Raw genomic sequence first — 21,326 nt, forward strand, 5'->3', positions numbered from 1 at the left:
TTGTCTGGCGAACAAATCGGCCTGAAAGAAGTAGAAGATGATGTTTGGGATGTGTTCCTGTGTGACCATCTCCTGGGGAGGCTTGAACGGGGTGCAAACCGCGTCCAAGCCTCAAATGTGTAAACCATGTCCCCGGTTTACGATGTAAACAATGTCTCCGGTCGTACACCGCGAAGAGGCCCGTACAGGCGCTACAGAATCATCAATCATGCTTTTTCATCAGGTGCGGCGACAGGTTCAATTCCCGCCCGCGACGCAAGCGAATACGGCTGCGCCGCCAGAAGCGCACGCCCAGCCACAACAGCAGCAAGCCAGCCCCGGTGAGGATGCTGGACAACGGCTTGTTGGTATTGAGTTCTTGCAGGGCAGGGTAGTTGCCCAGCAGGCCGGCGACGCCGGCCATGGCCAGCAGCACGCCCAGGGTCGCCAGCAGCGCCGACAGGCCGGCCGCCAGGCGGGCGCCCCAGTTGCGCGGCTGGCGCGTGCGCAGGCGCTTGGCGTCGAAACTGCCTTTAAGCTTCATTCCGCTCTCCTCTGTGGATATCCGGAATTCGACCTGCTGCCGCCCATCGGGTTCCGCCCGGCTGCCGGGCGGTCGTGCCTGTTGCTTAGATCAGGCTGGCGGTGGGTGCCACGCAAGCGAAGTTGTCGGCCATCACGGCCATTTCGCACTGGTGAATCTGCGCGGCCGGGATGACGCCATCCTTGAAGGCGAGATCGCGGGTTGCCGAGGCGTCTTCTACCAGGGTGCACCGGTAACCATAGTCCTTGGCGCGGCGAACGGTGGTGCTGACGCTGGAATGGCTCATGAAGCCGCAGACAATCAGGTCGAGATGGCCCAGCGCCTGCAGCGTTTCGTGCAGCTGGGTGTTCTTGAATGCATTGGGCATGCGCTTTTCGATGACGATTTCACCTTCCAGCGGCTCCAGCCCCGGAATGAACTGGCCGGCAGGCCCCTGTGGATCGAAGCGGCCACCGACAGTGCCCAGGTGGCGAACATGGATGATCGGACGGCCGCTTTTACGGGCGGCGTCGAGCAACCTGGCGATGTTGGCCACGGCCTCGTCCATGCCCGACAACTGCAGGGGCCCACTGAGGTACTCCTTTTGCGCATCGATGATGATCAGGCTGGCGTGGCTCAGCTTGGCCGGCGGATAGTCGCGGCCAGTGAGGCGGAACATCGTGGTTGGAACGGACATCAAGGGCTCCTTGGAAGGGCTTTTGTATACCTATTGTCCCCTGCCTTGACGCCAATGGGAATGGTTGACAACGCAAGCGGCATGGTTACTGGCCTGTGGCTAGCCTTTGGGCACTGCAAACGAACAAATGTGTGGGTGGGGCTGTTAGACTTTTGTCCGGTCTGAAATAGGAGTACCCCGTGATCACATCCCGTCTGCGCACGTTGCGCGACTACATCCGCTGGGCGGTCAGCCGCTTCCACGAGCACGACCTGTTCTTCGGCCACGGTGCCGACAACGCCTGGGACGAGGCCCGCCTGCTGGTGCTGGGCGCAGTGCACCTGCCATGGGAGGTGGCCGACAGCTACCTGGACTGCATGCTCGAGGACGACGAGCGGGTACGCCTGCAGCATTTGCTCAAGCGCCGTATCGAAGAGCGGGTGCCGGCCGCCTACCTGTTGGGCGAAGCGTGGTTCTGCGGCATGGCGTTCATCGTTGACGAACGTGTACTGGTGCCGCGCTCGCCCATTGGCCAGCTGATCGAAAAACGCTTCGAACCGTGGCTGGCGAGCGAGCCGGCGCGCATTCTTGACCTGTGCACGGGTTCGGGCTGCATCGGTATTGTCGCGGCCGACGTGTTCCCCGAGGCCGAGGTGGTGCTGGCCGACCTGTCGTTCGAGGCCCTTGAAGTGGCCAACCAGAATATCGAGCGCCATGGCCTGGACGGCCGTGTGTACACCGTGCAGGGCGATGGCTTTGGCGGTTTGCCGGGGCAGCGTTTCGACCTGATCCTGTCCAACCCGCCGTATGTCGATGCCGAAGACTTCGACGACATGCCGGCCGAGTACCACCACGAGCCTGAGCTGGGCCTGGCCTGCGGCAACGACGGTCTGGACCTGGTGCGGCGCATGCTGGCCGAAGCTGCAGACCACCTGACCGACAAGGGCTTGCTGATTGTTGAAGTGGGCAACAGCCAGGTGCATGTCGAGGCGCTATACCCCGAGGTGGACTTTGCCTGGCTGGAGTTCGAGCGCGGTGGGCATGGGGTGTTCATGCTGACTGCCGAGCAGTGCCGCCAGCATCAGGAACTGTTCAAAGCCCGGGTCTGACCTTCAGGGCCTCTTCGCGGGCTTGCCCGCTCCCACAAGTAATCCACTGTCCTCAGGTCCAGTGATAATCCTGTGGGAGCGGGCAAGCCCGCGAATCAGGCGACGCGGTCTCACCGGGTTGCAATCCAGATCAACAACCCCGCCTGGAACACCGCAAACGCCACCAGGCAGGTAATGGTAAAGCGCAGCCCGCTGTCTTCACGGTGGTACTTGGCCACCCGCTCATCGCGCTCGCGCAGTTGCGCTTCTTTCTCCTGCAATTGCTGGTCCGCCTGCTGCAGCAGGTTGGCAGCATCCAGAATGTCCACCCGTTGCAGGCGCTCGTTGCTCCAGGCGGCCTTCAGCTGGCCGACGGTCATGTCCACGGTACGGCCCTTCAGGTGCTGACCGTCCTCGTACGCCACTTCGATACCCACCCCGCGCAAGCAGTGGTCACGGCGCAGGCGTGAGTCCTCGTTCAGGGAATCCTTGTTCGGCAGCGCCATGCCTTCCACCCGGTAGTGCGCCCATCTGCGCTGCAGCCACTGCGCGGCCTGGGCCAGCATGAAGCGGCCGATGCCACGGTTCACCGGCTCCAGTTGCAGGCCATGTTCACTGCCAATGCGCACCAGGCGCTCTGCATGGTCGACGCGGATATCCAGGCGGTTCTGCTCTTTGTGCACCTTTTGCCCGGGCAGCTGGATTTCCATGCGCAGCAGGCTGTGAGCCTTGTCGTGGCGCTCGGCATAACCGAACTGCACAAAGCGCAGCGGCCGTGCGCCGGTGCTGCGGTCGGTGGGCAGAGCGGCCAGGCGCAACAGCTGGAAGTGTTCGGCGGCCAGCTCGGCCCAAGGCTGGGCAGGGCTTTCCTGGGGTTCTTCGGCCGGCTCTACGGCGGCGGGGGCGGTGGTCATCAGGCTTGTCCTCGGCTATGCCTGCTGTATCGGCAGGCTTGCCACGGACCTGAGCCCGTTTACCTCACGCCGAAGGCAAATGCTGGATGAACGTCACAATTCGCTCACCCAGTTCGCGCGCCAGCGGCAGCTCGGGGTTGAGGTAGCTGTCGCGTTGCTGGCTCATGCCCCTGGGGCTGATGCGCAGCATGTGGTTCATGCCGTCGATCAGTACAAGCTGCGCATCCGGCTTGGCCGCCTTCAGCCGTTCGGCGTCGGTCACGTCCACCTGCACGTCGTTACGCCCCTGCACGATCAATGCGGGCATGGGCAGGCGGGCAAAGGCTGCCGCGGGGTTCTGCTGGAACAGCGAGATCAGGTATGGCTGCACGCTGGGGCGGAACACCTGGCGCAGTGGCGCGGGCACTTCCAGGCTGGTTTGCCCGGCCTGCAGGCGGTCGAGCAGGGCGCTGCCACCGGCCAGTTGCGCCGGAGGCAGGCGTTGGGCCAGTTGCTCGCGCAGTACGTCGGCCAGCGGCCTGCCGCTGCCGGCCAGGGTGATCACTGCGCTGGCGCCGGCCTGCTCGGCGGCCAGGCTGGCGATCAGTGCACCTTCGCTGTGGCCGACCAGGATCAGCGGGCCGAAGCGCGGGTCGGCCTTGAGCTTGTGGCTCCAGGCGACCACATCGGCCACGTAGCGCTCCACGCTGAGGTCGCGCTCGTCTGGCGTGGCCGGCTGGCTGGCAGCCACCCCGCGCTTGTCGTAGCGCACGCTGGCGATATGTTCGTTCGCCAGTAGCAAGGCCAGGCGCTTGAGGTTGTCGACCCGGCCCGACGCCGGGTTGTTGCCGTTGCGGTCGGTGGGGCCGGAGCCGGCGATGATCAGCACCACGGGTGGCGGGGTGGCCTGTTGCGGCAGCAGGAGGCTGCCGTGCAGCACGCCTTGGCCGGTGTCCAGGTCGATCGGGCGTTGCAGCACAATGGGGGCGGCGGCCTGAGCCAGGCCGGTGCACAGCAGGAAGAAGAAGGCGACGAGGCGCGACATCATGCGGTACTACATGGGGAGATGGTGGTTTGACCCAATGTTTTTGGGAAGGTTCTCTTGCAGTGCATGGCAGGCTTGGCCCCTTCGCGGGCTTGCCCGCTCCCACAGGATTACCACAGGCTCGAACACTGTGGGGTACCTGTGGGAGCGGGCAAGCCCGCGAAGAGGCCAGCACAGGCAGCCCAACCATCTGTATACTGCCGCTTTCGTCCATTTCAGGCAGAACTCGCGGAGCGTCCATGTCCGGCAATACCTACGGCAAGCTGTTCACTGTCACCACCGCTGGCGAAAGCCATGGCCCGGCGTTGGTCGCCATTGTCGATGGATGCCCACCGGGCCTGGAAATTTCCCTGGCCGACCTGCAGCACGACCTCGACCGGCGCAAGCCCGGCACCAGCCGGCACACCACCCAGCGCCAGGAAGCCGACGAGGTGGAAATCCTCTCCGGCGTGTTCGAGGGCCGCACCACCGGCTGCTCGATCGGCCTGCTGATCCGCAACACCGACCAGAAGTCCAAGGACTACTCGGCCATCAAGGACCTGTTCCGCCCAGCCCACGCTGACTACACCTACCACCACAAGTACGGCATCCGCGACTACCGCGGCGGTGGTCGCAGCTCGGCCCGCGAAACCGCCATGCGCGTAGCTGCTGGTGCCATCGCCAAGAAGTACCTGGCCAGCCAGGGCATCACCGTGCGTGGCTACATGAGCCAGTTGGGCCCGATCGAAATCCCGTTCAAGACCTGGGAATCGGTGGAGCAGAACGCCTTCTTCAGCCCAGACCCGGACAAGGTGCCGGAGCTGGAGGCGTACATGGACCAACTGCGCCGTGATCAGGACTCGGTAGGCGCCAAGATCACCGTGGTGGCCGAGGGCGTGATGCCGGGCTTGGGCGAACCGATCTTCGACCGCCTGGACGCAGAACTGGCCCACGCGCTGATGAGCATCAACGCGGTCAAGGGCGTGGAAATCGGCGCCGGCTTCGCCAGCGTGGCCCAGCGTGGCACCGAGCACCGTGACGAGCTCACCCCGGAAGGTTTCCTCAGCAACAACGCGGGCGGCATCCTGGGCGGCATCTCTTCGGGCCAGCCGATCGTTGCCCACCTGGCGCTGAAACCGACCTCCAGCATCACCACCCCGGGCCGCTCGATCGACGTCGACGGCAACCCGGTGGACGTCATCACCAAAGGCCGCCACGACCCGTGCGTGGGCATCCGCGCCACGCCAATCGCCGAGGCGATGATGGCCATCGCGCTGATGGACCACCTGCTGCGCCACCGCGCGCAGAATGCTGATGTGAAGGTGAATACCCCGGTGCTGGGCCAGCTCTGATTCACCTGCACAGGCCTCTTCGCGGGCTTGCCCGCTCCCACAGGTATTTCGCGGCCCTCAGGTCCTGTGATATCCCTGTGGGAGCGGGCAAGCCCGCGAAGAGGCCGCTGCAGGACACAACATGATTGGCTGAACCCATGCCCGCAATTCCCTACTGGCGCCTGTCCAGCTTCTACCTCTTCTACTTCGCCTTGTTAGGCTCCACCGCCCCCTTCCTGGCGCTGTACTTCGACCACCTGGGTTTCTCCCCGGCGCGCATCGGCGAGCTGGTGGCCATCCCCATGCTGATGCGCTGTGTCGCCCCCAACCTGTGGGGCTGGCTGGGCGACCGGACCGGCCAGCGTTTGCTGATCGTGCGCTTGGGCGCATTGTGTACCCTGGCCACCTTCGCCCTGATTTTCTTCGGCAAAAGCTACGCCTGGCTGGCGCTGGTGATGGCCCTGCACGCGTTCTTCTGGCATGCGGTGCTGCCGCAGTTCGAGGTCATCACCCTGGCCCACCTGCACGGGCAAACAGCGCGCTACAGCCAGGTGCGCCTGTGGGGCTCGATTGGCTTCATCCTCACGGTGGTTGGCCTGGGCCGTCTGTTCGAATGGCTGAGCCTGGACATTTACCCGGTGGCCCTGGTCACGATCATGGCCGGCATCGTCGCCGCCAGCTTGTGGGTACCCAACGCCCAGCCGGTAGAGCAGGGCGAGCGCAGCGGCGCGGGCGGCTTCCTGCAGCAGTTGCGTGGCCCCGGGGTGATTGCGTTCTACGCCTGTGTGGCGCTGATGCAGCTAAGTCATGGGCCGTACTACACCTTCCTTACCCTGCACCTGGAGCACCTGGGCTACAGCCGCAGTGCCATCGGCCTGCTGTGGGCGCTGGGGGTGGTGGCCGAAGTGCTGATGTTCATGGTCATGAGCCGCCTGTTCGCACGCTTCAGTGTGCAGCGTGTTTTGCTGGTGAGCTTCCTGCTGGCGGCGTTGCGCTGGCTGTTGCTGGGCAACCTGGCCCAGGAGCCGGCCGTGCTGATCTTCGCCCAGCTGCTGCACGCGGCCACCTTCGGTTGCTTCCACGCCGCCAGCATCGCGTTCGTGCAGGCCAGTTTCGGCGCCCGCCAGCAGGGCCAGGGCCAGGCGCTGTATGCGGCGCTGTCGGGCACCGGCGGTGCGCTGGGGGCGTTGTATTCGGGCTACAGCTGGAAACTGCTGGGCCCCACCTTCACCTTTGGTATGGCCAGTGCCGCAGCCTTGGCCGCAGCCGTTATCATTGCCCTTTGTTCGCAATCGACCAGGACCCGCCCCTGATGAGCATTCTCAGCGTTTTCCACCCCGCCCGCCCGGCACTGCCGAACAAGGTGCTGACCCACCACGACGACATCGCCGCCACTCTGGCCGAGCAGGGCGTGCGTTTTACCCACCGCGAGCATGGCCTTCGGGTGCGGCCCGGCACAGCGCAAGACGAGGTGCTGGACGTATGCCGTGAACATCTGGACCAGTTGATGACGGCGCATGACAGCAAGGCCTACGTGTTGTTGAACCGTGACGGTGAAGTTCCGCTGCAGGCTGATGTACGCGATGAGCATGTCCATGACGCCGAAGAGGTGTTTGCCGTGGTTAGCGGGCGTGCTCAGGTTGGCCTGCGGTTGGGCGACTGGGTGTATTCGGTGCTGTGCGAGAAGGGTGACCAGCTAGTGGTGCCGGCTGGGACGCGGCGCTGGGTAGAGCTGGGCGATACGCCGTTTTTCCTGGCATTGCGGCTGTACGGTAGCGAGCAGGGGATGCAGGCGCGGTTTACCGGGGATGTGACTGCGCGCGCGTTTCTGGGGATTGACGAGTTCTAATGGGCTTGCCGGCCTCTTCGCAGCACAAGGCTGCTCCTACAGTCGATCGCTTCAGGTCGGCGATCGCGTTCACTTGTAGGAGCAGCCTTGTGCTGCGAAGAGGCCAGATCAGGCAACGCAAATCTCAGCGGTAGGTCGGCAGGGCAAATCGTTGCTGGCTTTGCAGCATGGCAATCACCGGCAATTCACTCGCCTGTTCAGCCAGGTCACGGCGGATGGCGCTGATCGCCCAGGACAGCTGTTCGGCGCTGTGCAGTTGCCCATAGGTCAGCACCCGGCGGGTAACCTTGCCATCAGCCGCGCGCAGGGTAAGCAGCACCCCGCCATCAGGGCGCGCCTGGGTGTTCACCTGATAGGCCGAAAATACCGAGACGAACTTTTGCTGGATGAGGTCCATATCAACTCCTGGCTGTTATGTGGCAGACATGAGTTGGTGGTTGCAGCGACCGTGCCAGAACTTGATTTGAAGAAAAAACTAGTAAATACAGGCACTTATGGGGTGTTTTCAGAAGCGGGACCGTGCAGGTTGCATGGTCGTGCATTTTGCACAGTGCATTTTGCACGGATCAGGCTTTACCTATCGGCCCTATAGAATCTGAACCTTTGACCGCAATGGCGTGCCTGACAAAGACTTGGGCAATCATTTATGCCAGGAGGTTCCCGATGTCCAGCCAAACCGCGCCCGCCACCATGACCGACGACGAAACTGCCGCATTCGCCGAGCAGGTATTCGAACGTGCCCGCCAGGGCGATGCCGAAATGCTTGGGCGCTTGCTCGCCAGTGGCCTGCCGTCCAACTTGCGCAACCACAAGGGTGACACGCTGCTGATGCTGGCCAGCTACCACGGCCACCACGACGCGGTGCGGGTGCTGCTGGCGCAGGGCGCCGACCCGCTGATTGCCAACGACAACGGCCAGTTGCCCATTGCCGGTGCCGCATTCAAGGGGGACCTGGCGATGATCCGCCTGCTGCTGGAGCACGGCGTGCCGGTGGACGCCGCTGCGCAGGACGGGCGCACCGCGTTGATGCTGGCGGCCATGTTCAACCGCAGCGAAATCCTCGACTACCTGTTGGCCCAGGGCGCCGACCCGGCGCGCCAGGATGCCCGCGGCGCCACCGCGCTGATGGCGGCGCAAACCATGGGTGCGGTGGACACCGCCGCACGCTTGCAAACGCTGGCGGGCTAACCGCAAGGGGGCATTTGCGGCTATCCTTGGCGACTTTTCACCCGTCGCAGGCCCCCTTTCATGAAAACTCAGTTGCTCGAATTCATCAGCCTCATTGGCGCCGGCTGCATGCCCGAGGCAGACATCGAGCGCGTCGCCGACGAGGCCGCCCAGGCCTACGCCGACCCGGCCGCGTTCCTGGCCGCCAACCCCGACATCAACTACGACGACAGCTTCCCCATCCCGCTGGGCGAATGGGTGGTGCTGGGCAGCCTGCCGGACACGGTGGTGTTCCAGGCCGACAGCTACCAGGACCTGTTCCAGCAGATCAGCGACTCGTTCGACAGCAGCGTGCCGTTCACCCTCAAGCCCAAGCAGCTGGCCCGCACCGAGCCGCTGACCGCGCTCAACCGCATCCAGGTGCAGATGGGCGCGTTGAACAAGGAGGCCGGTGGTTATGTACTGCTGAACTTCAGCCAGCTGCTGGATGACGAGCTGCAGGTGGTGATGGTGGGCCAGAACGACCTGGCGCGGGTGCTGGAGCTGGGTGCCGAGGTGGGCATCAAGGTCGAGCCGGCCCTGGAAGCCCTGAAAGTCGCTGTACACATCTGATTTCGTCGTTTCCTTCTTCGCGGGCTTGCCCGCTCCCACAGGTACATCACTGGGCCCGAGAGCAGTGGAGTTCCTGTGGGAGCGGGCGAGCCCGCGAAGAGGCCAGTACAGGCGATGTATAACCTCAGCCCAGCGCGGTATCCAGAAACATCATCACCGCAAACCCGCCCATCAACCCCAGGGTCGCTGCCGTCTGGTGCCCGTTGCGATGGGTTTCGGGTATCACCTCGTGGCTCACCACAAAGATCATCGCGCCCGCCGCCAGCCCCATGCTGATCGGGTAGGCGAGGGCAAAGCCGGTCGAGATCCCCAGCCCGATCACCGCTCCCAGCGGCTCCATCAGCCCAGACCCGACCGCCACCAGCGCAGCCTTCAGGCTCGACAGCCCGGTGGCACGCAAGGCCAGCGCCACGGCCAGCCCCTCTGGGATGTCCTGAATGGCGATGGCGCTGGTCAGCGGCAGGCCGATGTTCATGTCGCCATTGGCGAAGCTCACGCCAATCGCCATGCCTTCAGGCAGGTTGTGCAGGGTGATCGCCAGCACAAACAGCCACACCCGGCTGATACGCTCGGCCTCCGGGCCGCACGGGCCGGTGCTTTCGTGCTCATGCGGGGTGAAGCGGTCCAGGCCCAGCATCAGCAACACGCCCAGGCCCATGCCCAGCACCACGGTAAAGGCCGCGGCGGGGCCGTTGCCGGTGATCTCGCGGGCGGCGTCCAGGCCCGGCAGAATCAGCGAGAACGAACTGGCGGCCAGCATCATGCCGGCGGCAAAGCCCAGCATCACATCCTGGGTGCGGGCGCTGACATCGCGCAGCACCACCGCCAGCACCGCACCCAGGGCGGTGGCGCCGAACCCGGCCAACCCGCCCAGCGCGGCCAGGTGCAGGTTGTCGGCGTGGTCGCCGTTCACTGCATTCCAGAAGCTGGCCGCCAGCAGCGCGCACACTGCCAACAGGCTTAGCCCCAGGCCGGCGCTGAGCCAAGGCGTGTTGGTGATCTGCTGGCGCCAGGCATGCAGCAGTGAGGATGGTGCGGCGCTTTGGCTGTGGGCGGGTGGCATGCAAACCTCGAATCAATGAATACAGGCAGTCTACTCAAGGACCTGCGCCAGCGGCCAAGGATTCCCTTCTATTGGCGCGATAGCTGGCTATGCTGTGCAGCAAAGCCTCTGGACAGGAGTTTAGGCATGGGGTCTACATTCAACAGCCTGGTCGGGCTGATCATTCTGGCGCTGGATATCTGGGCCATCCTCAACGTGATCAAGAGTGGCAGCGAGGTGGGCATCAAGGTGTTATGGATACTGCTGATCGCGTTGCTGCCGGTGGTGGGGCTGGTGATCTGGGCGATCGCCGGGCCGCGGGGGAACGTGCGCATCTGAACGCCTGTGCCGGCCTTTCGCGGGCTTGCCCGCTCCCACAGGTACTGCGCCGCTCTCAAGAGTTGTGGGGCTCCTGTGGGAGCGGGCAAGCCCGCGAAGAGGCCGGGACAGACAAAAGCCGCAACATCCCAGTGACAAAATTTTCACATTGGTTTAAACAGAATCCGCACCCGCACAATGCTGCGTTGGTCTAGCGCCACCGCCTCTCCGCAAACCGCAATCCTAGGACTTTCCCATTCATGGCTAACACGGACGCCTTGAAGCAACAGGGCGCGCGAACGTCGTTTTCGCCGACCCTGAAATCCCACCTGGCCTACACGCTGCTCAGCGGCCTGGTGATCATGCTGATGCTCAGCCTGGTGCGCCTGGCGCTGCTGGTCTACAACAGCGACATGATCGGCGATACCCCGTATACGACCGTTGCCGAAGGCTTCCTCAACGGCTTGCGCTTCGACCTGCGGGTAGTGGTGTACCTCAGCATCCCGCTGTTGCTGGCCATCCTCAGCCCATGGGCCATGGCCCGGCGTGGCGTGTTCCGCTTCTGGCTGACCCTCACCTCGAGCGTGGTGATGTTCCTCGGCCTGATGGAAATGGACTTCTATCGCGAGTTCCACCAGCGTCTCAACGGCCTGGTGTTCCAGTACATCAAGGAAGACCCGAAAACCGTCATGAGCATGCTCTGGTACGGTTTCCCGGTGGTGCGCTACCTGCTGGCCTGGGCCTTCGGCACCTGGCTGCTGAGCCTGCTGTTCAAAGGTATCGACCGCGCCACCCGTGGCGATGGCCTGCACCGCGTTGCCCCGTGGTACAAGCGCGTGGCGGTGTTCATGGTGATTCTGCTGGTGGCCGTGGTCGCTGCACGTGGCACCCTGCGTCAAGGCCCGCCAATGCGCTGGGGTGATGCCTTCACCACCGATTCCAACTTCGTCAACCAGTTGGGCCTGAACGGCACCCTGACCCTGATCGATGCCGCCAAGAGCCGCTTTGGCGAAGACCGCGCCAACATCTGGAAGCCGGTACTGGAGCAGAACGTGGCCACGCAAAGCGTGCGCGAACAGCTGCTGACCGCCCACGACACCCTGGTCGATGCTGACGAGGCTGCCATCCGCCGCGACTTCGTACCGCCGGCCGAGCGCACCCTGCCGATCAAGAACGTGGTGGTGATCCTGATGGAGAGCTTCGCCGGCCACTCGGTGGGCGCGCTGGGCAGCCCCAACAACATCACCCCGTACTTCGACAAGCTGGCCAAAGAAGGCCTGCTGTTCGACCGCTTCTTCTCCAACGGCACCCATACCCACCAAGGTATGTTCGCCACCATGGCCTGCTTCCCCAACCTGCCAGGCTTCGAATACCTGATGCAGACCCCGGAAGGCGGCCACAAGCTGTCTGGCCTGCCGGCACTGCTGAGCGCCCGCGATTACGACGACGTGTACGTCTACAACGGCGATTTTGCCTGGGATAACCAGTCCGGGTTCTTCGGCAACCAGGGTATGACCACCTTCATCGGCCGTAACGACTTCGTCAACCCGGTGTTCTCCGACCCGACGTGGGGCGTGTCCGACCAGGACATGTTCGACCGCGGCAACGAGGAACTGGCCAAGCACGACGGCAAGAAACCGATCTACGCGCTGCTGCAGACGCTGTCCAACCACACGCCGTATGCACTGCCCACAGACCTGCCGGTCGAGAAGGTCACCGGGCAAGGTCGCCTGGACGAGCACCTCACTGCCATGCGCTATTCGGACTGGGCGTTGGGCCAGTTCTTCGAGAAGGCGCGTAAAGAGCCTTACTTCAAGGAAACCCTGTTCATCATCGTCGGCGACCATGGCTTCGGCAACCACCAGCAAGTCACCGAGCTGGACCTGGGCCGTTTCAACGTGCCACTGCTGCTGATTGCCCCGGGCATTCAGGAGAAGTTTGGTGCGGTGAACCACACCGTGGGCACCCAGGTCGACATCGTGCCGACCATCATGGGCCGCCTGGGTGGCCAGACCCGCCACCAGTGCTGGGGCCGCGACCTGCTCAACCTGCCTGAGGGTGACCAGGGCGTGGGCATGATCAAGCCGTCGGGCAGCGAGCAGATCGTCGGCCTGGTGCAGGGCGACCGCATCCTGATCGAGTCCAAGGACATGACCCCGCGCATGTACCGCTACCAGCTGGGCAGCGAGTTCAAGGCCGAGCTGATCGAAAGCCCGGACCAGCCGGAAATGCTGAAGAAGCTGGAAGCGTATATCCAGACGGCGACCAAGAGCCTGCTGGATAACACTGCCGGTGTGGTACACGGCACACCGAAGTAAGTGTTCCATTCGCGGCTAAAGCCGCTCCCACAGGGATATCATCGCCTTCGAGGTCTGTGACATCCCTGTGGGAGCGGGTTTACCCGCGAAGAGGCCCTCACAGACTGAACATTCCCCCAGCCCCAAGGTCAGTTGATCAGGCATCACACCTTGGTGTCTCTGGATTGGGAGGACTTGTTCAATGAAAGAGTGGGAAGTCACTTTTGCCGATCAAAAAGGCGAACCGTCCACCATGACGCTGCGGGCTGAGCATCGTCCCAGCGAAGAGGAAGCCGCACGGGCCATCCGTTCGCAGCTGTTCCCGGTGATGGACGAGCTGGACCTCAACGACTTCCAGGACCGCACCATCTCCCCGACCGCCCGCTGGCTCAAGGAGCATAGTGGGGTAACCATCACCAGCATCCACGAAGCGCCTTGACCCACACGTTTGCGTAGCGCCTGTTCAGGCGCTACGATGATGAAAGGTGCCTGCCTATTCTGCGGGTTGGCGCCGTCAATTCGCGTCTTGCATCAGCTCGAACTGTTCGGCCATTGATTGCCGGCAGGTGCGTAGTGCACGGAAAGTCTATCCATTGCTTTATTCAGGAGGACGATTCATGAGCAGCCAGAACGACGATATCAGCAGCAACGTCCTGCGCCAGATGAAAGCAGGCGGTTTCGACTTCACCCAGATCCACCCCATCGAGTTCTATGCCGTATTCCCCGACGAAGCAGGGGCCCGCCGTGCCGCCGGGCAGTTTCGTGGCGAATCGCTCAATGCCCAGGTGAAGGAGCTGGGCGACGGTGCCTGGCACCTGGAACTGAGCAAGGTCATGTATGCCACCTATGGCGGGATTGGCGACTTCGAAGAGGCCTTTGAGCAGCTGGTGACACCTTATGGGGGGGAGGTGGAAGGGTGGGGCGTCAAGCACGAGCGGCCAACTGCCTGACCGTATTGTGTTGCCTTCTTCGCGGGCTTGCCCGCTCCCACAGGTACCTCACAACGTTCAGCCTTGTGGTGATCCTGTGGGAGCGGGCAAGCCCGCGAAGAAGCACACGCTGCGCTTACGGTTTGCGCCCAGCCATGTGCCCCAGATAGGCCAGCAACGCATCCAGTTCCTGTTCACTCAGGACACTTTCAGCAAACCCCGGCATCTTCGCCTGTGGCCACTGCCGCAGGCTTTGCGGGTCGCGAATCAACTTGCGTAAATAACCCGGTTGAAAATACTCGGTCGGGTTGTGCGGCACATTCAAGTCTGGCCCCATCTGCGCATCCCCCGCACCGTTCAGGCGGTGGCACGCCATGCAGTTCTGCTGGAACAAGGCAAAGCCCTGGCGCACGGGGTTGTCGGCTGGCAACTTCGGGTCGGGCAGCAATGCCGGGAACCGCGTCTCGACAGCGGCCAGTTTACGAAGGGTAGAAATCTGAAATGGCCACTGCTCTGGGCGGATGCCGCTGGCCTGCGGCTGAGTCCATACCAGGTAGAACGGCCCCGCGCCGGGTTTGCCCTTGCCCAGTGCCGGCCACGGCTTGGCGGGGTCTTCCACGGCTAACCAGGCCCGTGCCGGCCCTTTTTGCAGCAAGGGTGCGGCGGGCATTTCGGCGGCAAAACCATCCAGCGCCACAGCTTGCAGGTGGTCGCTGGGGTTCACGCCCTCCAGCAGCGTGGCCAACGGCACCGCCCGATAGTGCATGGGGCGCTTGTAGGAAACATCCTGTTCGACGCTGATATCCCGGGCCTGCGGGTGGCCGAGCAGGTCGGCGCTGCTCCACTGGCGCGCGCTGGCGCCCAGTTCAAGGTGCAGTTGCGCCGCCGACAGCGGCAGGCTCAGGAACAACGCAAACAGGGCAAGGCAGTGGCGCATGGGCAATCTCCGACCATCAAGGCCGGCAGGTTACCTGTGCGCTGCCTGTTGGCGCCACCGCCGCTGTCAGCCGAACAAACGTGTCAGGTTCGGCAAGATCAACAGCAAAGTCGTGGCAAAGAGAATGAGCCCAGCTTGGCGAATTTTCGATTGTCTGAACATGGCGGACCGCCTTCTTGTTGTTATTCCTGAATACCCGTTGGCTTCCTTGTCGCGCTTCGGGTCGATCACAGCGGCACCGCGTGGTGCCTGAACTGCCTGCCTCTTGAAAGTGGATATACAACCAACAGTAGGGTGTGTGTCATCCATGTTTGAGAACCCTTTGTTCTAATTGTCTGGTCCGGTGATTTCCATTGGCTATGAGGCCATGTGCCATCTGGCTGGCATGCTCTGGCTAGACAGTGGCGCAAGTGCCAGGCGGGTACCGACGAAATGTGACCGTTCGTCAGTGCAGCCTACTTGCTTGTACGTGCCTTTCGCGTCAGTCTCTACAGCAGATTCCCACCCATGTCGTTCAGGACTACCCCTATGTCGTTACGCATCTGCATCCTTGAAACCGATGTCCTGCGACCGGAGTTGACGGCGCAGTACCAGGGCTACGGCAGGATGTTCGAGCAGCTCTTCTCGCGTCAGCCGATCGCCGCCGAATTTAGTGTCTACAACGTGATGCACGGCGACTACCCCGCCGACAATGAAGTGTTCGATGCCTACCTTGTGACGGGCAGCAAGGCCGATTCGTTTGGTACCGATGCCTGGATCCAGACACTCAAGGCCTACTTGCTGAAGCTGTACGAGCGTGGCGAAAAGCTGCTGGGTGTGTGTTTTGGCCATCAGTTGCTGGCGTTGACCCTGGGTGGCAAGGCCGAGCGGGCCGACAAGGGCTGGGGCGTGGGCATCCATCGCTACTCGCTGGCGGCCCATGCGCCGTGGATGGACCCGGAGGTGTCGGAGCTGACCTTGCTGATCAGCCACCAGGACCAGGTGACCGAACTGCCGGAAGGCGCCACGGTGATTGCTTCAAGCGATTTCTGCCCGAATGCGGCGTACCACATTCGTGATCAGGTGCTGTGCTTCCAGGGCCACCCGGAGTTCGTGCACGACTACTCCCGCGCGCTGCTGGATGCCCGTCAGGCGTATTTGGGGGATGAGGTGTACCACAAGGCCGTGGCCAGCCTGGCCAGCGAGCACCAGGGCGACCTGGTGGGGGAGTGGATGATGCGCTTTATCCAGCAGCCGGCGAGCAAAGATACCGCCGCGTGATGACCGGGGCTGCTGCGCAGCCCATCGCGACACTACAGGGCACCGCGTCAGTTTCAGGTGAACGCGGTCCCCTGTAGGAGCGGCCTTGTGTCGCGATGGGCCGCAAAGCGGCCCCGGCATTCTCAAAGCCAGCCCGACTTCTTGAAACTGGCAAACAACCCCGTACACCCCAGCACGATCACCCCCAGTACCCCGAAATACCCGTAGTGCCACCCCAGCTCCGGCATGTTCTGGAAGTTCATCCCGTAAATCCCGGCAATCGCCGTAGGAAACGCCAGGATCGCCGCCCAGGCCGCGAACTTGCGTTGCACGATGCTCTGCCGTGACGACTCCAGCAGCATGCCGATCTCGATGGTCTGGCTGGCGATGTCGCGGATGCCGGCCAGGTCTTCCATCTGCCGCGTCACGTGGATCTGCACATCACGAAAGTACGGGCGCATGTTCTTGTCGATAAACGGGAAGCTCAGGCGCTGCAACTCCTCGCTCACTTCCACCATCGGCGCCACATAGCGGCGCAGGCGCAGGATGTCACGGCGCAGGCTGTGCAGGCGGCGGATGTCGTCGTCCTGCAACGAGCCGCCGAGCACGCTTTGCTCCAGCTCTTCGATCTCGCCATGAATGGCCTCGCTGACCGGCTGGTAGTTCTCGGTGACGAAGTCGAGCAGGGCGTACAGCACGAAGTCCTCCCCGTGCTCCAGCAGCAGCGGCCGCGCCTCGCAGCGCTGGCGCACCAGGGCGTAGGACTTGGAGTGGCCGTTGCGGCAAGTGATGATGTAGCCGTTGCCGGCGAAGATGTGGGTTTCGATGAACTCCAGCTTGCCCTCTTGGCGCACCGGCGAGTAGGTGACGATGAACAGCGCGTCGCCGAAGGTTTCCAGCTTGGGCCGGCTGTGCTTTTCCAGGGCGTCTTCGATGGCCAGTTCGTGCAGGTTGAACTGGCGTTGCAGGTTGGCCAGCTCTTCGGCGTTGGGCTCTTCCAGGCCGATCCACACAAAGTGCCCCGGCTTGCGCGCCCACTCGCTGCCTTCGTCGATGCTGATGTTGGTGACCTTTCTGCCGGCGCTGTACACCGCCGATGCCACGACTCGACCCATGGTTGCCCGCTTATTCCGGTTGAACACGGGGTACAGCTTGGGCCGTACCCGGCCCAAGAGCAACCCGCTTCAGGCCAGCTCGTGTTCCATGCGGTCGATGCATTGCTGCATCTGCACCCGGCACTGCTCGATCAGCGCCGGAATGTCCTGTTGGGTCATGCCGGCCGTGGCAATGGGGGGCAGCGAGCGCACGACTACGGTGCGCTGGCGCCAGCTGTTCAGGTTCATGCGCGTGGCGTAGCGGCTGACGCACACCGGCACAATCGGCACACCCGCCTCGATGGCCATGTGGAACGCGCCTTTCTTGAAGGGCAGCAAGTGTTCGCCAGGGTTACGCGTGCCTTCCGGGAATACCCAGATCGAGGTGTCGTCCTGCAGCACGCGGGTGGTTTCCTGCAGCGCCTTGCGTGCCTGGTAGCTGTTCTTGCGGTCGATCAGCACGTTGCCGCCCAGCCAGAACAGCTGGCCGAACAGCGGCACCCAGCCCAGACTCTTCTTGCCGATGGCCACGGTGCGTCGTGGCACCGCCTGGCCCACCACGAACAGGTCGTAGTTGGATTGGTGGTTGGCGATGATCACGCAACCGGGGGGCTGGTCCCATAGCGGGCCAACCTCGGCCTTGACCTTGATGCGCATCAGCCAGGTGGCCGGCCGGCTGTAGAGGTGGGCGAATACCCGGCTGTTGTCGGGGTTGAAGGGGCGGCACAGGCCAATGACCAGGCCCACGACGCCAACCACAAGGAAATGCAGCGCCAGCAGAAGCATGCGCAAAGAATAAAGCATGGTACGACTCACACCAGACGGTCGCCGGAGTGTACGGGTGTGCACTGATTGGGGCAAATTCAGGTGCTGCGCCCACTTTCCCTGTAGGAGCGGCCTTGTGTCGCGAAAGGGCCGCGAAGCGGCCCCACATTTCCAGCTTCGCCGCAAGGATTGCTGGGGCCGCTTTGCGGCCCTTTCGCGACACAAGGCCGCTCCTACAGGGACCGTGAGCGCAGGGGAAGTGGATTATCAGCCCATATGGTGCTGGTCCAGCTCGATCGCCTTGTCCAGCGCCTCCAGCAGCCCTTTGCGCACTTTCAGCTTGGTGTTCTTGTGCGCCAGCATGTTCAGCTTCTTCAATTCGCGCGCTGCAGCCAGTGCCGCTTCCTGCAGCTGCTCGGCCGGCACCACCTTGTCGAGGAAGCCGGCATCAACCGCCGCGTGCGGGTCGAACACCTCGGCATTGATCACCGAGCGGTGGAAGGCTGAGCGGCGCAGGCGGTCGCGGGCCAGCTCGATACCCGCATGGTGCATGGTCATGCCGATCTGCACTTCGTTCAGGCACACCTTGTACGGCCCCTCGACGCCAATGCGGTAGTCGGCCGACAGCAGCAGGAAGGCGCCTTTGGCCACGGCGTTGCCCGGGCAGGCGACCACCACCGGGAACGGGTGCGACAGCAGGCGGCGGGCGAGGGTGGAGCCGGCGGTGACCAGGCTGATGGCCTCTTTCGGGCCGCTGGTCATCACCTTGAGGTCGTAACCACCCGACAGGATGCCTGGCTGCCCGGTGATGATCACCACGGCTCGCTCTTCGGTAGCGCGGTCGAGCGCGGCATTGAAGGCGGTGATGACATCCGGCGAGATGGCGTTGACCTTGCCGTTGTTCAGGGTCAGGGTGGCGATGCCGTCTTCGGCGTGGTAGGTAATCAGCTCGCTCATGGCAGAGTCCTTTTGTTGGCGTGGCGACGACGTTACCCAGCGCCAGAGGCCAGGTAAAGCAGCAAGGCTGACTGGTCGGTCAGCGTTTACCGCGGTCCAAATGCAAATACATGAAAAATTTGAAAAAAGTGCTTGCCAAAGGGAATGTCTTTCACTAAATTAGCGCACCTCGACGGGCCGCAAGGCTTGAAGAGAAACGGTGAAGTGTCCGAGTGGTCGAAGGAGCACGCCTGGAAAGTGTGTATACGAGAAATCGTATCAAGGGTTCAAATCCCTTCTTCACCGCCACATTCTACGAAGAGCCCCCGCGCTGAAAAGCACGGGGGTTTTTTGTTTTTGGGCCTATGGGGCTGCTGCGCAGCCCATCGCGACGCAAGGCCGCTCCTACAGAGGACCGCGTCAATTTCGGGTGAACGCGGTCCCTGTAGGAGCGGCCTTGTGTCGCGATGGGCCGCAAAGCGGCCCCAAAATCTCAAAAGCTGACCGAAGCCGACAACCGAGCGGTACGTGGCGCGCCCTGGAACAGGTAGTTATCCCCCAGGTAGTCCCCCACATCGCGCCAATAGCGTTTGTCGAACACGTTATCCACGCTCAGGCGCAGCACCGTGTCATACCCGCCAATGCGCGTCCGATACCGGCTCCCTACATCGAACACGGTATACCCGCCAACCTCCACATTGCCCGCCTGGCTCGCATACTTGCTGGCGCTGTAGCGCGCCCCGCCCAGCAGTGCCAAGCCCGGTATCGGGAGGGTGTACTCCGCCTGCAGCGCTGCCCGGAATTTGGGCACGTTGATCGCCTGGTGCCCTTCATAGGCATCGGTACCGCTGTTGTTCACCCGCGCACGAATGGCTGCGGCGCTGGCCTGCACTTGCAGGTTCTGCGTCATCCAGCCGCTGGCGCCCAGCTCCAGGCCGGTGTTTTTCTGCTGGCCTTGTTGCATGTAGGTGAAATGGCCGGCACCGTCCGGGCGTGCGTATTGGTAGGCCTGGCGGATCTGGAACAGCGCAGCGCTGAAGCTCAAGCCTTGCCAGTCGTGCTTGAGGCCCAGTTCTAGTTGGTGGGACGTGGTCGGCGCGAGGATTTCAAATTTGTTTTCAGCGAACCAAGGTGCGGTGCCGCCCACTGACAGGCCTTTGGAATAGCTGGCATATAGGGTGGTATCCGGCTGCGGCTTATAGATAAGAGCAGCGTTGGGTAGCAACTGATATTGACGCGTATGGCGCCCGGCAATGCCATTTTCGTCCCAGGTCTTTTCATCGAGGCGCACTTCACGGGCGCCCAGTACAGTCTGCCATTGCTCGTTGAAGCTGATGCGATCGCTGACAAACAGGCCGTACTGGCGACTGTCGAGGCGGCGTTCGCTAGATTTGATGGCATTGCCGGATGGTTCAAAAGCCGGCGCGCCGTCGTAGATGTTGCCTTTACCGATCCATTCCATGTAACTGGGCCGCTGATCCAGCGTGCGCCGCTGCGCACTGGTGCCCACGGTCAGTTCATGCCCCACGCCCAGGGCATCGAAATGCCCGTTGAGCATGGCCTGTGCCTCATCGGTGCGGCGGGTGTCGTCGGGGCTGCGGAAGTCGTAGATGTCGTAGTCGCCGTTGCTGCCAAAGAACGCGCCTTCGCTCGAACCCCAGGCAAACGCGCTGTAATCGTCGATCACCACCTTGCTGCGCGAGGCACTCAAGGTGCCGGTCCAGGCCTCGTTGAAGCGGTACTCGAAGCGCCCGCCCAGGTTCAGCGAGTCGTTTTGCACAGGCTTTGCCCAATCCTGGTAAGCCAGGCGGTCATCCGGGTCGATGCCGTGGGGCACCTCGGTGCCGCCCAGCAGTTGGTAACCCGGCACCGAGCGCTGCTCGCGGTGCTGGTATTCGGCATCCAGCTGCAGGGTGGCATCCGGGCTGATCTGCCAGTCGAAGGCCAGCGAGGCGAAGTCGCGCTTGCCATCCGCATGGTCGACATAGGAGCGGATGTCTTCATGGGCCAGGTTGGCGCGCAGGCCGAACTGTTTTTCGCTGCCGAACCAGCCACCCAGGTCGGTGGCCAGGTAGCGTTCGCCTTGTTCGTTGGTCGACACCGTGACGCTGCGCACATCTTCGGCGCGCTTGGTCACGTAATTGATCAGGCCGCCCGGCTCCGACACACCGCTTTGCAGCCCCGACAATCCCTTTAGCAGCTCTACCTGCTGCTTGTTCTCCAGGGCCACGTTCTGCTCGCCGGCAATGGTCTGGCCGTTGATGCGGTAGCTGCTGGCGGCATTCAGCTCGAAGCCCCGCACGTTGAAGTTTTCGTAGTAGCCGATGGGGGCATAGCTTTCGCCAACCGAGGCGTCGCTTTGCAGCACTTCGCTGAGTTTGCGCACCTGGCGGTCTTCCAGCAGTTGCTGGCTGAACACGCTGACTGAGGCGGGGGTGTCGAGCAAGGGCGCGGGCTGCAAGCCGCCCACCGCTGCCTGGCGTGCCTGGTAGCCGTCATTGGCGTAGGTGTCGGACACCTGCAGCGGGGCCAGCACCACGCTGTCTTCGGCGAGCACATGGGGGCAATGCAGGGCCAGGCCCAGGCTGAGCAGGCTCAGGGGCAGGCTCAGGGGCAGGCGGGGGTGT

The 21,326-nt window shown here is 63.1% G+C and carries 22 protein-coding genes, 1 tRNA gene and 1 pseudogene; 13 read left to right on the forward strand and 11 right to left on the reverse strand.

Annotated features, from left to right (window positions below):
- Positions 1–123 (forward strand): annotated as a pseudogene (locus AK81_RS30920) (IS481 family transposase); the annotation flags it as partial.
- Between the two features lie 79 nt (positions 124–202).
- Here the strand turns inward: AK81_RS30920 and AK81_RS26425 are convergent.
- Positions 203–523, reverse strand: a complete 321-nt coding sequence (locus AK81_RS26425) for a hypothetical protein (protein WP_016500967.1) — start codon at positions 521–523, stop codon at positions 203–205.
- An 85-nt stretch (positions 524–608) separates the two neighbouring features.
- On the reverse strand, positions 609–1,199 hold the full coding sequence (locus AK81_RS26430; RefSeq protein ID WP_012271080.1) for a cysteine hydrolase family protein: 591 nt from the start codon (positions 1,197–1,199) through the stop codon (positions 609–611).
- Positions 1,200–1,378: 179 nt separating this feature from the next.
- Between AK81_RS26430 and prmB the strand changes: the two genes are divergently transcribed.
- Positions 1,379–2,287, forward strand: a complete 909-nt coding sequence (prmB, locus tag AK81_RS26435; RefSeq protein WP_043204095.1) for a 50S ribosomal protein L3 N(5)-glutamine methyltransferase — start codon at positions 1,379–1,381, stop codon at positions 2,285–2,287.
- Between the two features lie 110 nt (positions 2,288–2,397).
- Here the strand turns inward: prmB and AK81_RS26440 are convergent, their stop codons facing one another.
- Positions 2,398–3,180 (reverse strand): hypothetical protein, encoded by a 783-nt coding sequence (locus tag AK81_RS26440; protein WP_043204096.1) that lies wholly within the window; start codon positions 3,178–3,180, stop codon positions 2,398–2,400.
- A 64-nt stretch (positions 3,181–3,244) separates the two neighbouring features.
- Entirely contained in the window at positions 3,245–4,207 is a 963-nt protein-coding gene (locus AK81_RS26445) for an alpha/beta hydrolase (RefSeq protein ID WP_043204109.1), read from the reverse strand.
- Positions 4,208–4,443: 236 nt separating this feature from the next.
- Between AK81_RS26445 and aroC the strand changes: the two genes are divergently transcribed.
- From aroC to AK81_RS26460, 3 genes are all read left to right on the forward strand, one after another.
- A complete protein-coding gene (gene aroC / locus AK81_RS26450; RefSeq protein ID WP_043204110.1) occupies positions 4,444–5,535 on the forward strand; it encodes a chorismate synthase in 1,092 nt (363 codons plus the stop codon).
- A 137-nt stretch (positions 5,536–5,672) separates the two neighbouring features.
- Entirely contained in the window at positions 5,673–6,827 is a 1,155-nt protein-coding gene (locus AK81_RS26455; protein ID WP_043204111.1) for an MFS transporter, read from the forward strand.
- Complete coding sequence (locus tag AK81_RS26460; RefSeq protein WP_043204112.1) at positions 6,827–7,363, forward strand: oxidase; 537 nt, start codon at positions 6,827–6,829, stop codon at positions 7,361–7,363. Before AK81_RS26455 ends, AK81_RS26460 begins: the two co-directional genes overlap by 1 nt.
- Before the next feature lie 124 nt (positions 7,364–7,487).
- Here AK81_RS26460 and AK81_RS26465 read toward each other — a convergent pair whose 3' ends face one another.
- Entirely contained in the window at positions 7,488–7,760 is a 273-nt protein-coding gene (locus AK81_RS26465) for a DUF3509 domain-containing protein (RefSeq protein ID WP_043204113.1), read from the reverse strand.
- 266 nt (positions 7,761–8,026) lie between these two features.
- On the opposite strand from AK81_RS26465, the gene AK81_RS26470 reads away from it, so the two are divergent.
- Together AK81_RS26470 and AK81_RS26475 are read left to right on the forward strand one after the other, a co-directional pair.
- Positions 8,027–8,551, forward strand: coding sequence for an ankyrin repeat domain-containing protein (locus AK81_RS26470; RefSeq protein ID WP_043204114.1), 525 nt, complete (start codon positions 8,027–8,029; stop codon positions 8,549–8,551).
- Positions 8,552–8,611: 60 nt separating this feature from the next.
- The gene (locus tag AK81_RS26475) at positions 8,612–9,142 is read left to right on the forward strand and encodes a hypothetical protein (protein WP_043204115.1); all 531 of its coding nucleotides are present in this window, start codon (positions 8,612–8,614) and stop codon (positions 9,140–9,142) included.
- A 124-nt stretch (positions 9,143–9,266) separates the two neighbouring features.
- Here AK81_RS26475 and AK81_RS26480 read toward each other — a convergent pair whose 3' ends face one another.
- A complete protein-coding gene (locus AK81_RS26480; protein ID WP_043204116.1) occupies positions 9,267–10,205 on the reverse strand; it encodes a ZIP family metal transporter in 939 nt (312 codons plus the stop codon).
- A 126-nt stretch (positions 10,206–10,331) separates the two neighbouring features.
- Between AK81_RS26480 and AK81_RS26485 the strand changes: the two genes are divergently transcribed.
- The 4 genes from AK81_RS26485 (at position 10,332) to AK81_RS26500 (ending at position 13,749) form a co-directional block, all read left to right on the forward strand.
- The gene (locus AK81_RS26485) at positions 10,332–10,523 is read left to right on the forward strand and encodes a PLDc N-terminal domain-containing protein (protein ID WP_012271091.1); all 192 of its coding nucleotides are present in this window, start codon (positions 10,332–10,334) and stop codon (positions 10,521–10,523) included.
- 239 nt (positions 10,524–10,762) lie between these two features.
- The gene (locus AK81_RS26490; RefSeq protein WP_043204117.1) at positions 10,763–12,820 is read left to right on the forward strand and encodes an LTA synthase family protein; all 2,058 of its coding nucleotides are present in this window, start codon (positions 10,763–10,765) and stop codon (positions 12,818–12,820) included.
- 181 nt (positions 12,821–13,001) lie between these two features.
- The gene (locus AK81_RS26495) at positions 13,002–13,238 is read left to right on the forward strand and encodes a hypothetical protein (protein ID WP_043204119.1); all 237 of its coding nucleotides are present in this window, start codon (positions 13,002–13,004) and stop codon (positions 13,236–13,238) included.
- A gap of 178 nt (positions 13,239–13,416) precedes the next feature.
- Positions 13,417–13,749, forward strand: coding sequence for a ribonuclease E inhibitor RraB (locus AK81_RS26500; protein ID WP_043204120.1), 333 nt, complete (start codon positions 13,417–13,419; stop codon positions 13,747–13,749).
- Between the two features lie 115 nt (positions 13,750–13,864).
- Here the strand turns inward: AK81_RS26500 and AK81_RS26505 are convergent, their stop codons facing one another.
- Positions 13,865–14,665 carry a cytochrome c gene (locus AK81_RS26505; RefSeq protein WP_043204125.1) on the reverse strand — a complete coding sequence of 267 codons (801 nt, stop codon included), beginning with the start codon at positions 14,663–14,665 and terminating at the stop codon, positions 13,865–13,867.
- Positions 14,666–15,193: 528 nt separating this feature from the next.
- Between AK81_RS26505 and AK81_RS26510 the strand changes: the two genes are divergently transcribed.
- Positions 15,194–15,925, forward strand: coding sequence for an amidotransferase (locus AK81_RS26510; RefSeq protein WP_043204126.1), 732 nt, complete (start codon positions 15,194–15,196; stop codon positions 15,923–15,925).
- A gap of 122 nt (positions 15,926–16,047) precedes the next feature.
- Here AK81_RS26510 and AK81_RS26515 read toward each other — a convergent pair whose 3' ends face one another.
- The 3 genes from AK81_RS26515 to AK81_RS26525 form a co-directional block, all read right to left on the reverse strand.
- Entirely contained in the window at positions 16,048–17,019 is a 972-nt protein-coding gene (locus AK81_RS26515; protein ID WP_043204127.1) for a magnesium and cobalt transport protein CorA, read from the reverse strand.
- Between the two features lie 69 nt (positions 17,020–17,088).
- A complete protein-coding gene (locus tag AK81_RS26520; protein WP_043204128.1) occupies positions 17,089–17,802 on the reverse strand; it encodes a lysophospholipid acyltransferase family protein in 714 nt (237 codons plus the stop codon).
- Between the two features lie 228 nt (positions 17,803–18,030).
- Positions 18,031–18,720, reverse strand: a complete 690-nt coding sequence (locus AK81_RS26525) for a crotonase/enoyl-CoA hydratase family protein (protein ID WP_043204129.1) — start codon at positions 18,718–18,720, stop codon at positions 18,031–18,033.
- Between the two features lie 198 nt (positions 18,721–18,918).
- Between AK81_RS26525 and AK81_RS26530 the strand changes: the two genes are divergently transcribed.
- Positions 18,919–19,008: transfer RNA gene (locus AK81_RS26530), tRNA-Ser, on the forward strand.
- Between the two features lie 184 nt (positions 19,009–19,192).
- Here the strand turns inward: AK81_RS26530 and AK81_RS26535 are convergent.
- The coding region (locus AK81_RS26535; protein ID WP_043204131.1) for a TonB-dependent siderophore receptor at positions 19,193–21,326 on the reverse strand (2,134 nt) is incomplete at its 5' end.

It is taken from the genome of Pseudomonas putida W15Oct28, from assembly GCF_000708715.2.
Lineage (GTDB): Bacteria > Pseudomonadota > Gammaproteobacteria > Pseudomonadales > Pseudomonadaceae > Aquipseudomonas > Aquipseudomonas putida_R.